The organism is Lysobacter sp. Root76 (assembly GCF_001428685.1).
In the GTDB taxonomy this organism is placed as follows: domain Bacteria; phylum Pseudomonadota; class Gammaproteobacteria; order Xanthomonadales; family Xanthomonadaceae; genus Lysobacter.
The window spans coordinates 56,492-70,232 of record NZ_LMIK01000011.1 but is presented as its reverse complement, the minus strand read 5'-3'; the positions used below and the strand labels follow the sequence as shown (position 1 = coordinate 70,232).

The 13,741-nt window shown below is 67.4% G+C and carries 12 protein-coding genes and 1 pseudogene; 9 read left to right on the top strand and 4 right to left on the bottom strand.

Features of this window, described 5'->3' with window-relative positions:
• From ASE10_RS19330 to ASE10_RS19300, 7 genes and pseudogenes are all read left to right on the top strand, one after another.
• On the top strand, positions 1 to 447 hold a 447-nt coding region (locus tag ASE10_RS19330; RefSeq protein ID WP_157488373.1), incomplete at its 5' end, for an OmpA family protein.
• A 386-nt stretch (positions 448 to 833) separates the two neighbouring features.
• A pseudogene (locus tag ASE10_RS19325) lies at positions 834 to 1,519 on the top strand (outer membrane beta-barrel protein); the annotation flags it as partial.
• Position 1,520: 1 nt separating this feature from the next.
• Positions 1,521 to 2,181 (top strand): OmpA family protein (locus ASE10_RS19320; RefSeq protein WP_157488374.1); only part of this gene is annotated, 661 nt, incomplete at its 5' end.
• A 233-nt stretch (positions 2,182 to 2,414) separates the two neighbouring features.
• The gene (locus ASE10_RS19315; RefSeq protein ID WP_055901512.1) at positions 2,415 to 2,930 is read left to right on the top strand and encodes a hypothetical protein; all 516 of its coding nucleotides are present in this window, start codon (positions 2,415 to 2,417) and stop codon (positions 2,928 to 2,930) included.
• A 73-nt stretch (positions 2,931 to 3,003) separates the two neighbouring features.
• Complete coding sequence (locus ASE10_RS19310; protein WP_055901510.1) at positions 3,004 to 3,741, top strand: pseudouridine synthase; 738 nt, start codon at positions 3,004 to 3,006, stop codon at positions 3,739 to 3,741.
• 236 nt (positions 3,742 to 3,977) lie between these two features.
• Positions 3,978 to 4,466: a hypothetical protein gene (locus ASE10_RS21255; RefSeq protein ID WP_235565788.1), complete on the top strand. Its 489-nt coding sequence runs from the start codon at positions 3,978 to 3,980 to the stop codon at positions 4,464 to 4,466.
• Positions 4,467 to 4,884: 418 nt separating this feature from the next.
• Positions 4,885 to 5,376, top strand: coding sequence for a hypothetical protein (locus tag ASE10_RS19300; protein WP_055901507.1), 492 nt, complete (start codon positions 4,885 to 4,887; stop codon positions 5,374 to 5,376).
• Positions 5,377 to 5,492: 116 nt separating this feature from the next.
• On the opposite strand, the gene kbl is transcribed toward ASE10_RS19300, so the two are convergent.
• Positions 5,493 to 6,686: a glycine C-acetyltransferase gene (gene kbl / locus ASE10_RS19295; protein WP_055901504.1), complete on the bottom strand. Its 1,194-nt coding sequence runs from the start codon at positions 6,684 to 6,686 to the stop codon at positions 5,493 to 5,495.
• 109 nt (positions 6,687 to 6,795) lie between these two features.
• Entirely contained in the window at positions 6,796 to 7,830 is a 1,035-nt protein-coding gene (tdh, locus tag ASE10_RS19290; protein WP_200944233.1) for an L-threonine 3-dehydrogenase, read from the bottom strand.
• A 146-nt stretch (positions 7,831 to 7,976) separates the two neighbouring features.
• On the opposite strand from tdh, the gene ASE10_RS19285 reads away from it, so the two are divergent.
• Both ASE10_RS19285 and ASE10_RS19280 read left to right on the top strand, forming a co-directional pair.
• Positions 7,977 to 10,130, top strand: coding sequence for a S46 family peptidase (locus ASE10_RS19285; protein WP_055901501.1), 2,154 nt, complete (start codon positions 7,977 to 7,979; stop codon positions 10,128 to 10,130).
• 100 nt (positions 10,131 to 10,230) lie between these two features.
• Positions 10,231 to 12,402 (top strand): S46 family peptidase, encoded by a 2,172-nt coding sequence (locus tag ASE10_RS19280; RefSeq protein ID WP_055901498.1) that lies wholly within the window; start codon positions 10,231 to 10,233, stop codon positions 12,400 to 12,402.
• A 653-nt stretch (positions 12,403 to 13,055) separates the two neighbouring features.
• On the opposite strand, the gene ASE10_RS19275 is transcribed toward ASE10_RS19280, so the two are convergent.
• Both ASE10_RS19275 and ASE10_RS19270 read right to left on the bottom strand, forming a co-directional pair.
• The gene (locus tag ASE10_RS19275; RefSeq protein ID WP_055901496.1) at positions 13,056 to 13,283 is read right to left on the bottom strand and encodes a DUF6289 family protein; all 228 of its coding nucleotides are present in this window, start codon (positions 13,281 to 13,283) and stop codon (positions 13,056 to 13,058) included.
• Positions 13,284 to 13,405: 122 nt separating this feature from the next.
• Entirely contained in the window at positions 13,406 to 13,636 is a 231-nt protein-coding gene (locus tag ASE10_RS19270) for a DUF6289 family protein (RefSeq protein WP_055901494.1), read from the bottom strand.
• Positions 13,637 to 13,741 lie beyond the last annotated feature (105 nt).

Here is a 13,741-nt window from a genome sequence, read left to right as displayed (position 1 = left end):
CAGGACGACGACGGCGACGGCGTGAACAACTGCGACGACAAGTGCCCCGGTTCGCAGGCTGGCCAGACCATCGGTCCGGACGGCTGCCCGGTGCCGGTCTCGATCGACCTGAAGGGCGTCAACTTCGACTTCGACAAGGCCACGCTGCGTCCGGATTCGACCGCCATCCTCAACGAGGCCGTCGAAATCCTGAAGCGCAACCCGTCGCTGCGCGTCGAAGTCGCCGGTCACACCGACCAGTGCGGTAAGGACGCGTACAACCAGAAGCTGTCGGAGCGTCGCGCTCAGACCGTGTACGACTACCTGACCAGCAACGGCGTGGAAGCGTCGCGTCTGGGCGGTCCGAACGGCTACGGCGAAAGCCGTCCGCTGGAAGACAAGGGCCAGGCGTTCCCGGGCTGCAAGAGCGAGACCAACCGTCGTACCGAGCTGAACTCCCAGAACTAAGGGACGCCAGCCGGTTCCTCGGAACCCGCCGCAACACCTCGAAGCCCGGCCTAGCGCCGGGCTTCGTTCATTTGCGGGCCATAGTTGATAAACAACGTTAAGTGGTATTAACAATCGTCTTGACGGTGTATCATCGCCCCGCCAGTGATCGCCTGCCGGCGTGACCGTGCCAGACGGCGTCCCTGCTGGGCTTTCCGCCGTGAATCAAACCGTTCCTACTGATCTGAAGGAGTTAGAGATGAAGATCCGTTTGTTGAGCACCGCATTGTTGGCGGGCTTGGCGTTTGCCCAGGCGGCCAGCGCGCAGGATTTCGACGACCGCTGGTACATCACCGGTTCGGCCGGCATGAACCTGCAGGACAACGACCGCGGTACCCGTAACGCCNGCCCAGGCGGCCAGCGCGCAGGATTTCGACGACCGCTGGTACATCACCGGTTCGGCCGGCATGAACCTGCAGGACAACGACCGCGGTACCCGTAACGCCCCGTTCGTGGGCCTGGGCGTGGGCAAGTTCATCAGCCCGAATTGGTCGGTCGACGGTGAGCTGAACTATCAGCACCCGAAGTTCGACGCCGACCAGGACCTGTCGTGGAGCCAGTACGGCGTCTCGCTGGACTTCCGTCGCCACTTCATCACCGAAGGCCGCAACTGGAACCCGTACGCCCTGCTGGGTATCGGTTACCAGCGTTCGGAAGAAGAGTTCGACAACTTCCCGTCGCCGAACTCGCCGGGCCGCCGTGAAGACGGCAACCTGGCCGCCAAGGTCGGTCTGGGCATCCAGGGCGACCTGGGCCGCGTCGGTATCCGTACCGAGCTGGCGTACCGCGCCGATTTCGACGACACCAGCATTGCCGCTCCGCAGGAAGACTGGTTCGGCGACGTGCTGGCTTCGGTCGGCATCATCGTCCCGCTGGGTCCGGAAGCTGAAGCTCCGGTCGCTCCGGCTCCGGTCGTTGCCGCCAACTGCGCCGATCAGGACGACGACGGCGACGGCGTGAACAACTGCGACGACAAGTGCCCCGGTTCGCAGGCTGGCCAGACCATCGGTCCGGACGGCTGCCCGGTGCCGGTNCAAGGTCGGTCTGGGCATCCAGGGCGCCCTGGGCCGCGTCGGTATCCGTACCGAGCTGGCGTACCGCGCCGATTTCGACGACACCAGCATTGCCGCTCCGCAGGAAGACTGGTTCGGCGACGTGCTGGCTTCGGTCGGCATCATCGTCCCGCTGGGCCCGGAAGCTGAAGCCCCGGTCGCTCCGGCTCCGGTCGTTGCCGCCAACTGCGCCGATCAGGACGACGACGGCGACGGCGTGAACAACTGCGACGACAAGTGCCCCGGTTCGCAGGCTGGCCAGACCATCGGTCCGGACGGCTGCCCGGTGCCGGTSTCGATCGACCTGAAGGGCGTCAACTTCGACTTCGACAAGGCCACGCTGCGTCCTGACGCGGTGACGATCCTGAACGAAGCCGCCGAGATCCTGAAGCGCTATCCGGAACTGAAGGTCGAAGTGGCTGGCCACACCGACCAGTGCGGTAAGGACGCGTACAACCAGAAGCTGTCCGAGCGTCGCGCTCGCGCCGCCTACGACTACCTGACCAGCAACGGCGTCGATGCCGCTCGTCTGTCGGGTCCGAACGGCTACGGCGAGAGCCGTCCGCTGGAAGACCTGGGTCAGGCGTTCCCGGCGTGCAAGAGCGAGAAGAACCGCCGCACCGAGCTGAACGTCCAGAACTAAGGACGACGGGGCCCTCGGGACCCGAAAGCGACACCACGAAGCCCGGCCTAGCGCCGGGCTTCGTTTTTTTGCGCGTGCGGCAGGCGCGGCGCGCGGAAACGTGATCGCAGCGGCGGAACGGCGGCTTGTGAACGATGCTGCGGTTGTCCGATCAGCCCCCCGCGCCTACACTGCTTCGGTCGTGTCCGGACCCTGTCGGGACATCGCTACAGCCAGACCGGGAGGAGTTCGCCATGCATCGTGTCCTAGTCGCAGCGCCGCTGCTGTTGATCGCAACGATCGCCCAAGCCGACGTCGGCAACTGCGGCGCGATCTCCGTGCCCGCGCTGCCGGTGCAGCCGACCGTGATCGCCCCGGTCGCGCCGGAACTGGTCGCTCCCTCGTACCAGCTGGGCTCGCCGACCGGCGTGCTCTCGCAGGCCTTCGACGAATCCCTGTCGGTGGACCGCGTGCTGCTGCGCATGCGCATCGACGGCTGCAACCTGGCCAACGCCAAGCCCGCCGCCGGGGGCATGCCGAGTTCGAACGATCCGGCCGCCTACAAGCCCAAGACCCAGTTCGACAACACCCCTTGGCGCTTCGACATGAGCCAGAACGGCAAGCGCATGACCGCCGACGAATTCAGCGCCTGGATGAAGGCCAAGGGCGTGCGCGTGGCCAAGGGCGCGCCCGGTTCGGCGCCCGCGACGCCGCCGCCGGCCCCGGTGGTCGAAGCGCCCAAGGACGAGAAGAAGGGCAAGAAGAAGTAAGCGCCGCGCTGTCGCGCCGCGTTCTTCGCGCCATCCACCACATCCCGGCCGCGCCGCGCGCGCGGCCTTCGTCATGACCGCCATACCCCGTCACGGCCTCGCCCGCGTGCTGTCCAAGCAGGGCCTGTGCTCGCGCACCGAAGCCGCGCGCTGGATCGCCGCCGGCCGGGTCGCGGTTGACGGCCGGGTGGTGCGCGACCCCGAATTCCCGATCCAGCGCGGCCGCCAGCGCATCGCCGTCGACGGCCGCGACATCGACCAGGCCGAGCGCCTGCACCTGATGCTCAACAAGCCGCGCGGCCTGGTCACCAGCGCCCGCGACGAACGCGGCCGCGACACCGTCTACCGCTGCCTCGACGGCGCCCAATGGCAGGGCGCGCCGCTGCCGTGGCTGGCCCCGGTCGGGCGCCTGGACCAGGCCAGCGAAGGTCTGCTGCTGTTCTGCAACGACCCCGAATGGGCCGCGCGCATCACCGACCCCGAACACGGTCCGGACAAGACCTACCACGTCCAGATCGACACCATCCCCGACGCCGACGCGCTCGCGGCCCTGGTCGCCGGCGTGGTCGAGGACGGCGAGCCGCTGCGCGCCAAGTCGGCGCGCCTGCTGCGCAGCGGCGAGAAGAACGCCTGGCTGGAGATCGTGCTGGACGAAGGCCGCAACCGTCAGATCCGGCGCCTGCTGGCCGCGTTCGACATCGGCGTGCTGCGGCTGCTGCGGGTCGCGATCGGCGAACTGGCGCTGGGCGAACTCGGCAAGGGTCAGTGGCGGATGCTGAGCGCGGCGGAAGTCGCGCGACTCTCGCGTTGATGCGCAAATCGCGCCGTTCGCATCGACGGCCCGACGCGAACGCTTAACCGGCGCGTCCCGTGCCCGAAAAAAGCGTGCGCTGCTGCGGCATCGCGGTGTGCGCCTGCGCCGCAATCGCGACATCGCTGCGCGCGCCTGCGCAGGAATGTGCCGGACCGCACCGTTTAGCACCTTTGAGTTGCGATGCGCGCACCTAGACTCCCCGGACCGATGGGTTGGACTTTGGGGCGTGTGGAATGCGTACGATCGCGATGGCGATACCGCTGCTGCTGTGTTCGGGTTGGCTCGGCGCGCAGGAGCTGCCCTGCGGCAGCGCCCCGGCCGTGCAGGCCGAAGTTGCGTTGTTGCTGGAGCCGACCGCCGCGACGCCGAAGCTGGCAAGGCGCCAGCTCATGGCCGGCAATGGCCTGCTCGCTTTCGCCGAGGCCGCCCCCCTGTCGCCCACGCTGGCATCGCCGCTGGGCGCATGCACGCAGCTGACCGCGCGTCGCGACAAGCGCAAGCGCGGCGCCGGCGGCAGCAGCGCCGCCGCCCCGGCCGCCTACAAACCCAAGACCCGCTACGACAACACGCCCTGGCGCTTCAACATGGAGCAGAACGGCAAGCGCATGACCGCCGACGAGTTCGATGCCTGGATGAAGGCCAAGGGCGTGCGCGTGGCCAAGGGCGCACCGATGCCGGTGAAGAAGGAAGACCAGCGCCGCCGCATCGCGCGCGAGCGCTGAGCGAATCGGACGCAACCGCGGCGCCGAGCGAGCCGAACCGGGTCGCTGCGCCATGCGGGCGCGGCGCGCGCCCGCGCCTTCGCTGGCGTGCATCGGCGTGCGAGCGCGAGCGCGCGCGAGAAGAACGGAGCAGGGCGTTGCGCCATCGCGCGCGGCAACGCGGGCACTGGCTTCGTGCCGCATCCCTGGGCTAGTCTCGCCCTACCGCAGCGCTGAGCCGACGCAGATCGCGTCGCAGCGCCGGCCGAATCCATGAAGGGTTCGGATATCGACACAGGGAGGTGGCCAGCCGGCCCGGATCTCGCGATCCGTAGAGGACGCCGGCACCGACGTACTTTTCTGCGACCCGCGCCGGCCCTGCCCGGTACGGCGACGCCGCGCGCGGCTGCGCGCTTCCCCCCATCTCAAGGAGAGAATCATGCTTCGTAACAGCTATGTCGCATTCAAGGCCCTGCTGCTGTCCCTGCTGCTGATCGCCAGTCCGCTGGCCCTGGCCGAACCGACGGCCGCCAATCAGCAGATGCAGATGGCCCAGCTCAATTTCATGCAGGTGAAATTGCAGTTCCAGATGGCCCAGAACTACCTCGCCACCGGCAACATCAACCTGGCGCGCCAGTCCTTCATCTCGGCCCAGGTCAGCGCACAGCTGCTGAACATGTCCGTGATGCAGCTGAAGATGGAGAACACCGACACGCTCAACAACGGCCAGTACGTGCATCGCGCGCCGCAGGAACGCGCGGTGGCCTACAGCGAACTCGCCAGTCTCGATGCGCTGCAGCTGTCGGTGCAGCTGTCGGTGCTGGCGCAGCAGCCGACCTCGTACGGGAACCGGATCCAGGCGCAGATCGCCATCCAGCAGTTGACCTTGAGCCTGCAGCAGTGCGCGCAGGAAATGGCGGCCGCGCAGTAAGTCGTAGTGGCGGAATCGATACGCGCGAAGACCGTTCGCAGATTCCGCATCGCGCCGGGTCGCCGCATGCGCAGCGGCCCGGTCGCGAACGGCGCCGTTGCGGCGCCGCTTGAGGCTCAGGCAGCGATTACGCCCAGCTCGCGGCCGATCTTCACGAACGCGGCGATCGCCCGGTCCAGATGCTCGCGCGTGTGCGCCGCCGACATCTGGGTGCGGATGCGCGCCTGACCCTGCGGCACCACCGGGAAGAAGAAGCCGATCGCGTAGATGCCTTCTTCGAGCAGGCGCGCGGCGAACTTCTGCGCCAGCGGCGCGTCGTACAGCATCACCGGCGCGATCGGATGCACGCCCGGCTTGATGTCGAAACCGGCCTGGGTCATGCGCTCGCGGAAATAAGCGGTGTTCTCGGCCAGGCGCTCGCGCAGCTCGCCGGCGGCCGACAGCATCTCGAAGGCCTTGATGCCGGCCGAGACTACGTGCGGCGGCAGCGAGTTGGAGAACAGATAAGGGCGCGAACGCTGCCGCAGCAGCTCGATCACTTCCTTCCTGGCGGTGGTGAAACCGCCCAGCGCGCCGCCCATGGCCTTGCCCAGGGTGCCGGTGAAGATGTCGATCTTGTCCATCACGCCCTTGACCTCGGCCGAGCCGCGGCCGCTGGCGCCGAGGAAGCCGGTGGCATGGCATTCGTCGATGTGGACCAGGGCGCCGTACTTCTTGGCCAGCGCGGTGATTTCGTCGAGCGGGGCGATGAATCCGTCCATCGAGAACACACCGTCGCTGGTGATCAGCTTGGTCTTGCAGCCGGCGGCGTCGGCGGCCTGCAGCTGCTTCTCCAGGTCGGCCATGTCGCAGTTGGCGTAGCGGAAGCGCTTGGCCTTGCACAGGCGCACGCCGTCGATGATCGAGGCGTGGTTGAGCGCGTCGGAGATGATCGCGTCGTTCTCGTCCAGCAGCGGCTCGAACAGGCCGCCGTTGGCGTCGAAGCAGGCCGCGTACAGGATCGTGTCTTCGGTGCCGAAGAAATCCGCGATGGTCTTTTCCAGTTGCTTGTGCAGGTCCTGGGTGCCGCAGATGAAGCGCACCGAGGCCATGCCGAAACCGTGCGTGTCCAGCGCGTCCTTCGCCGCCTGGATCACGTCCGGATGGTCGGCCAGGCCGAGGTAGTTGTTGGCGCAGAAGTTCAGCACCGTGCGACCGTCGGCGAGGCTGATTTCGGCCGACTGCGGGCTGGTGATCACGCGCTCGGACTTGAACAGCCCGGCGGCGCGGATCTCGTCCAGGGTGTCGGCGTAACGTTGGGTCAGGGACATAGAGGCCGGGATTCGAGATTAGGGATTTGGGATTTGGGATTGGCGAGGCGAAGTGGGGGGCGGTTGGAGTTCGCTTTTACGAATCCCCAATCCCGAATCCCGGCCTTCATCAATTCCAACTCAATACGACCTTGCCGGCCTTGCCCGCTTCCATCAGGTCGAAGCCCTTCTGGAAATCGTCAATCGACAGCTGGTGGGTGAGCACCTTGCCGAGCGGGAAACCGCCGAGCACCAGCTGGGTCATCTTGTACCAGGTCTCGTACATCTTGCGGCCGTAGATGCCGTGCAGGGTCAGGCCCTTGAAGATGATCTTGTCCCAGTCCGCGCCGGCGCCCTTGGGCATGATGCCGAGCATGGCGATCTTGCCGCCGTGGTACATGCAGTCGAGCATGTCGTTGAACGCGCGCGGGTTGCCGCTCATTTCCAGGCCGACGTCGAAGCCTTCCATGTGCAGGTCGGCCATCACGTCCTTGAGCGACTGGTTGGCGACGTTGACCACGCGGGTGGCGCCCATGTCGGCGGCCAGCTTGAGGCGGAAGTCGTTGACGTCGGTGACCACCACGTTGCGCGCGCCGATGTGCTTGCAGATGCCCGCGGCGATGATGCCGATCGGGCCGGCGCCGGTGATCAGCACGTCCTCGCCGACCACGTCGAATTCCAGCGCGCAGTGCGCGGCGTTGCCGAAGGGATCGAAGAACGCGGCCAGCTCGCTCGGGATCTGGTCCGGGATCGGCCACAGGTTGCTGGCCGGCATCACGATGTATTCGGCGAAGGCGCCGTTGCGGTTCACGCCGATGCCGGTGGTGTTCGGGCACAGGTGCTGGCGGCCGGCGCGGCAATTGCGGCAATGGCCGCAGACGATGTGGCCTTCGGCCGAGACGCGCATGCCGACGGTGTAGCCGGTGACGCCGGCGCCCACCTCGACCACGCGGCCGACGAATTCGTGGCCGATCACCAGGCCGGGCTTGATCGTGCGCTGGCTCCACTCGTCCCACAGGTAGATGTGCAGGTCGGTGCCGCAGATCGCGGTCTTTTCGAGCTTGATCAGGACCTCGTTCGGCCCCGGCGTGGGAACCGGCACCTGTTCCATCCAGATGCCCTTGCCGGTTTCGCGCTTGACCAGTGCCTTCATCGTTTGCGTCATGGGTTGCATGCCTTCGGGTGCCGCGCGGGGGTGCGGTTAAAGAGACCGGAATTATACGCCCCGGACCTGCGCCGGACGCCCGCCGGGTTTGCCCGGTCCAGTCCGCATCGCCTATCGTCGCGGCTTCCCAGCGATCCGGATCGACCATGCGCCCCCGTCTGTTAGCCCTGTCCCTGGCGCTGTGCGCCGCGCCCGCCCATTCCGACGAGGGCATGTGGATGCCGTCGCAGTTGCCGGAGATCGCCGCGCAACTGCGTGCGGCCGGTTTCAAGGGCGAACCCGGCGACCTCGCCGAGCTGGCCAAGCCGCCGATGAACGCCGTGGTCAAGGTCGGCGGCGCCACCGGGGCTTTCGTCTCCGGCGACGGCCTGGTGCTGACCAACCACCATGTCGCCTTCGGGGTGATCCAGTACAACAGCAAGCCGGACAAGGACCTGATCAAGCACGGCTACATCGCCGCCGATCGCGCCGCCGAGCTGCCGGCCAATCCCGACTACCGGGTCCTGGTCACCACCGGCTTCGACCGGATCACCGACCGCATCCTGGCCGGCGCGCGCGGCAAACAGGGCCGCGCCTACTACGACGCGGTCGACGCCGCGACCAAGGCCGTGGTCGCCGAATGCGAGCGCGAGCCGGGCAACCGCTGCAGCGTCGCCAACATGTACTACGGCACCGACTTCTACCTGATCCGCCAGCTCGAGCTGCGCGACATCCGCTTGGTCTACGCGCCGCCGGACAGCATCGGCAACTACGGCGACGAGGTCGACAACTTCGTCTGGCCGCGCCACAGCGGCGACTTCACCCTGCTGCGCGCCTACGTCGGCCGCGACGGCAAGCCGGCCGACTATTCGCCCGACAACGTGCCCTACCAGCCGCCGGGCCATCTGCAGGTCTCCACCGACCCGGTGCGCGAGGGCGACTACGCCATGCTCGCCGGCTATCCGGGCATCACCTTTCGCCACCGCATGGCTTCGGAGTTCAAGCAGCAGATCGAATGGCAGCTGCCGTCGCGCGTGGCGCTGTTCGGCGACATGATCAAGACCGTCGAAACCGCCGCTGCCGGCGACGCCGAGGCCAAGGTGCGTTACGCGGCCCAGGTCGCGAGTTTCAAGAACACCCTCAAGCGCGCCCAGGGCGAGCTCGACGGCCTGCGCCGCAGCGACGCGGTGCGGGTGCGCGCCGACGACGAAGCCGCGATGCTGGCCTGGCTGGCCAAGCAGCGCGAGGCCAAGGCGATCCGCGCCGACATCGACGCCGCGCAGCGCGTGCTCGATGCCGCCGCCAAGACCGGCCAGCGCGATCAGCTGCTGACCGCGATCCGCAGCCAGAGCCAGCTGCTGCGCGCCGCCATCACCTTGCAGCGACTGGCCGCGGAGCGCGCCAAGCCCGATGCGCAGCGCGAATCCGGCTACCAGCAGCGCGACGAGACCCTGATCGCCGGCCAGCTCAAGCAAGTCCAGCGCCGTTACGCGCCGGAGGTCGAAAAGCGCCTGCTGCGCGAGCTGCTGATCCAGTACAAGGCGCTGCCCCAGGACCAGCGCATCGCCGAGTTCGACGCGGTGTTCCCGGGCGCCGATGCGGACGCGCTGCAGGCCGCGCTCGACAGCCTGTACGCGGGCACGCGCCTGGGCGACGAAGCCGAACGCCTGCGCCTGATGAACGCGCCGGCCGCGGAACTGAAGGCCTCCGATGACAGCCTGCTCAAGGCCGCGACCGCGCTGATGCCGGCGCTGCTGCGCCTGGAAGAACAGAGCAAGGCGCGCGAAGGCGAGCTGCTGCGACTGCGCCCGGCCTACATGCGCGCGCTGATCGGTTTCCGCAAATCGCAGGGCCGCGCGGTGTATCCGGACGCCAACTCCACTCTGCGCGTGAGCTACGGCAAGGTCAGCGCCATGGACCCGCGCGACGGCGTGCGCTATCGCCCCTTGACCACGGTCCAGGGCATCGTCGAGAAGCACACCGGCGTGGCTCCGTTCGACGCGCCGCAGACCCTGCGCGAAGCGATCGCCAAAGGCGATTTCGGCAGCACCGTCGATCCCGAACTCAAGACCCAAACCGTCGACTTCCTGACCAACCTCGACACCACCGGCGGCAACTCCGGTTCGCCGGTGCTCGACGCCCACGGCAAGCTGATCGGCCTGAACTTCGACAGCAACTGGGAGGCGGTCAGCGCCAGCTGGATGTTCGACCCGCGCTACAAGCGCGCGATCCATGTCGACCTGCGCTACATGCGCTGGCTGCTGGCCAAGGTCTACCCGGCGCCGCATTTGCTCAAAGAAATGAATCTGCCCGCCGAATGAGGCGCGGCGCAGTCTGAATGGCCGGGGCAGGACTTTCGTCATGCCCCGGCCCAAGTCCGGCGGGCTAGACTCGCCGGTCGATTACCGCAAGGAGTGTTGCATGCGATACACGGCGTTGGCTGCGGCCATGGCGATGACGGGGACGTTCGCGGTCGGGGCCGGTCCGGCTCATGCGGGCGAGGGCATGTGGGTGCCGCAGCAATTGCCGGAGATCGCCGGCCCGCTGAAGAAGGCCGGGCTGAAGTTGAACGCCAAGCAGCTGGCCGACCTGACCGGCGACCCGATGGGCGCCGTGGTCTCGCTGGGCGGCTGCACCGCCAGCTTCGTGTCGCCGCAGGGTCTGGTGGTGACCAACCACCACTGCGCCTACGGCGCGATCCAGCTCAATTCCACCGCCGACAAGAACCTGATGCGCGACGGCTTCAACGCCGCCACCGCCGCCGAGGAAGTGTCGGCCGGCCCGAACGCGCGCATCTATGCCCTGGATTCGATCCAGGACGTGACCCGCGAAGTGAAGAACGCGATCGCCGCCGCGCCCGATGCGCTAGCCCGCACGCGCGCGCTGGAAGACGTCGAGAAGCGCCTGGTCGCGGCCTGCGAAGCCGACGCCGGTTTCCGCTGCCGCCTCTACAGCTTCTCCGGCGGCAACGTCTACCGCCTGTTCCGCAACCTCGAGATCAAGGACGTGCGCCTGGTCTACGCGCCGCCGGGCAGCATCGGCAACTACGGCGGCGAAGTCGACAACTGGATGTGGCCGCGCCACACCGGCGACTTCTCGTTCTACCGCGCCTACGTCGGCAAGGACGGCAAGCCCGCCGCCTACGCCGCCGACAACGTGCCCTACCAGCCCAAGCATTGGCTGAAGATCGCGACCCAGCCGCTGGGCGCGGGCGATTTCGTCATGGTCGCCGGTTACCCGGGTTCGACCAGCCGCTATGCGCTGGCCGAGGATTTCGACAACACCGCGCAGTGGACCTATCCCACCGTCGGCGGCCACTACAAGAAACTGGTCGCGATGGTCCAGGCCGAAGGCGCCAAGAACCCCGACATCGCGGTCAAGTACGCCAACATCGTGCGCGGCTGGCAGAACTCGATGAAGAACTACGACGGCCAGCTCGACGGCTTCCAGCGCATCGGCGCCAGCGAGAAGAAGCACGCCGACGACGCGGCGGTGCTCGAATGGCTGCGCAAGCAGGGCGCCAAGGGCGAACCCGCGCTGGCCGCGCACGACACCCTGGTCCAGGTCGGCGCAGCCGCGCGCGCCAACCGCGAGCGCGACCTGGTGTTCAGCCAGTTCCGCAACACCGGCGCGATCGGCGCCGCGCTGCAGCTGTACCGCCTGTCGATCGAACGCGCCAAGCCCGACGCTCAGCGCGAGCAGGGCTATCAGCAGCGCGACATGCCGGCGTTCGAAGGCGCGATGAAGCAGATGGAGCGCCGCTACGACCCGAAGATGGACCGTCAGCTGCAGGCGTACTGGCTGGCCGAGTACGTGAAGCTGCCGGCGGCGCAGCGCGTCCCCGCGCTCGACAAGTGGCTGGGCGGCTCGGACGAGAAAGCGATCAAGCGCGCGCTCGACAAGCTGGCCAAGACCAAGCTGGGCAACACCGAAACGCGCATGGGCCTGATCCAGGCCGACCGCGCCGCGTTCGACAAGAGTAAGGACCCGGCGATCCAGCTGGCCGCGGCGCTCATGCCGACCGTGCTGAAGCTGGAGGAGGAAGCCAAGGCGCGCGCCGGCGAAACCCTGGTCGCGCGTCCGGTCTATCTGCAGGCGGTCGCCGACTACAAGAAGAGCAAGGGTCAGTTCGTGTACCCGGACGCCAACTCCTCGCTGCGCATCACCTTCGGCAACGTGATGGGCTACACCAAGACCGACGGCAGCAAGCAGGCGCCCTTCACCAAGCTGGAAGAAGTCGCGGCCAAGGCCACCGGCACCGAACCCTTCGACGCACCGCAGGCCCTGCTCGACGCGATCGCCGCCAAGCGTTACGGCGGTCTGGCCGACAAGCGCCTGGGCACGGTGCCGGTCAACTTCCTGTCCAACCTCGACATCACCGGCGGCAACTCCGGTTCGCCCGTGCTCGACGGCAGCGGCAAGCTGGTCGGCCTGGCCTTCGACGGCAACTGGGAGTCGGTGAGCTCGAACTGGGTGTTCGACCCGACCATGACCCGCATGATCGCGGTCGATCAGCGCTACATGCGCTGGATCATGCAGGAGGTCTACCCGGCGCCGCAGCTGCTGAAGGAACTCAACATCGCGCCGAAGTGAGGCGCGAAGCCTGAGCAAGATGAAGAGGCCGGGCGATCGCCCGGCCTCTTTCGTTTCCGCACCGCCTGCTTCGGAGTAGGAGCGGCGTAAGCCGCGACCACGAAGTCACGCACATCCGCGCATGTTCGTTGTCATGCACATCCGCGCAGGTTCGTTTCCACGTATTGCACATGCTTTAAGTGCCGCGACGCAGCGACAAAGGCGTGGTCGCGGCTTACGCCGCTCCTACCCCAAGGCGTCGTCCGCGTCGGTCTATTCGGCTGCTGTGTCCAGGGCACCGCATGCGCGAAGGCCGGGCCGGAGCCTGGCCTCTTCGTTTCCGCGCCGCCTGCTTTGGGGTAGGAGCGGCGTAAGCCGCGACCACGAAGTCACGCACATCCGCGCATGTTCGTTGTCACGCACATCCGCGCATGATCGTTGTCACGCACATCCGCGCATGATCGTTGTCACGCACATCCGAGCATGATCGTTTCCACGTATTACGCATGCTTTAGGTGCCGAGCCGCAGCGGCAAAGGCGTGGTCGCGGCTTACGCCGCTCCTACCCCAAGGCGTGATCTGCGTCGGTCTGTTCGGCTGCTGTGTCCAGGGCACCGCATACGCGAAGGCCGGGCAGGGGCCCGGCCTTCGCGGTTTCGCTGCGGTGGCTAAGGTTCAATCGCCCGGACAGAACGCATGCCCCGAGCTGTAGCGCGAAGTCAGCACGCCGGATTGGTAGTACGTGCCGTCGCAATCCATCGAAGACTCGCCGACCGCCTGGCCGTTGGCGTCGAAGTAGACGTAGAACTCGCCGATTTCGTCGGCGATCGGCGGGCGGGCGAGGGCGGCGGTGGCGTAGATGGCCAGAGCGAGGCCCAGGCCGATGACGATGCGCTTACGCATGGGTGTTTCTCCTTGGATGCGGCGCGCGCGACGCAGCTGCGCGGCGGGGCGCCGGAATGGCGGTGGTGGGCTTGGCGCGCGCGCGTCGCGGCGTGTGCGCGGTTGCGGATCGGCGGATCGGCTCAGCGCGGGTCGGGATCGCAGATGAAGTAGCCGTCGGCGTAGGTTTTGGTGAACTTGCCCCAGGACGTGTGGGTGCCGTCGCACTCGATGGCCTGATAGCCGACCACCGCACCATTGGCGTCGTAGTAGTAATAGAACTGGCCGGGGCCGGTCGGCCCGACCGCGGCGATGGCCGCGCCCATGGTCGCCGCGGCCAGCAGGCCGAGGGCCCAAACGGTCTTCTTTCGCATCTTCCACTCCCTGTCGTCGAATGCGCCGGCGTCGGTGCCGGCGCTGCGACCCTAGGGCGGAATTTGTTGCGATCAGGTGAGGCAGAAGCTAGGAATTCGTGACTT

Coding starts and splice junctions, on each gene's coding strand:
- ASE10_RS19270 (WP_055901494.1), bottom strand. CDS start 13,636: ATGCGAAAGAAGACCGTTTGGGCCCTCGGCCTGCTGGCCGCGGCGACC.
- ASE10_RS19300 (WP_055901507.1), top strand. CDS start 4,885: ATGCTTCGTAACAGCTATGTCGCATTCAAGGCCCTGCTGCTGTCCCTG.
- ASE10_RS19310 (WP_055901510.1), top strand. CDS start 3,004: ATGACCGCCATACCCCGTCACGGCCTCGCCCGCGTGCTGTCCAAGCAG.
- ASE10_RS19285 (WP_055901501.1), top strand. CDS start 7,977: ATGCGCCCCCGTCTGTTAGCCCTGTCCCTGGCGCTGTGCGCCGCGCCC.
- tdh (WP_200944233.1), bottom strand. CDS start 7,830: ATGACGCAAACGATGAAGGCACTGGTCAAGCGCGAAACCGGCAAGGGC.
- ASE10_RS19315 (WP_055901512.1), top strand. CDS start 2,415: ATGCATCGTGTCCTAGTCGCAGCGCCGCTGCTGTTGATCGCAACGATC.
- ASE10_RS19275 (WP_055901496.1), bottom strand. CDS start 13,283: ATGCGTAAGCGCATCGTCATCGGCCTGGGCCTCGCTCTGGCCATCTAC.
- ASE10_RS21255 (WP_235565788.1), top strand. CDS start 3,978: ATGCGTACGATCGCGATGGCGATACCGCTGCTGCTGTGTTCGGGTTGG.
- kbl (WP_055901504.1), bottom strand. CDS start 6,686: ATGTCCCTGACCCAACGTTACGCCGACACCCTGGACGAGATCCGCGCC.
- ASE10_RS19280 (WP_055901498.1), top strand. CDS start 10,231: ATGCGATACACGGCGTTGGCTGCGGCCATGGCGATGACGGGGACGTTC.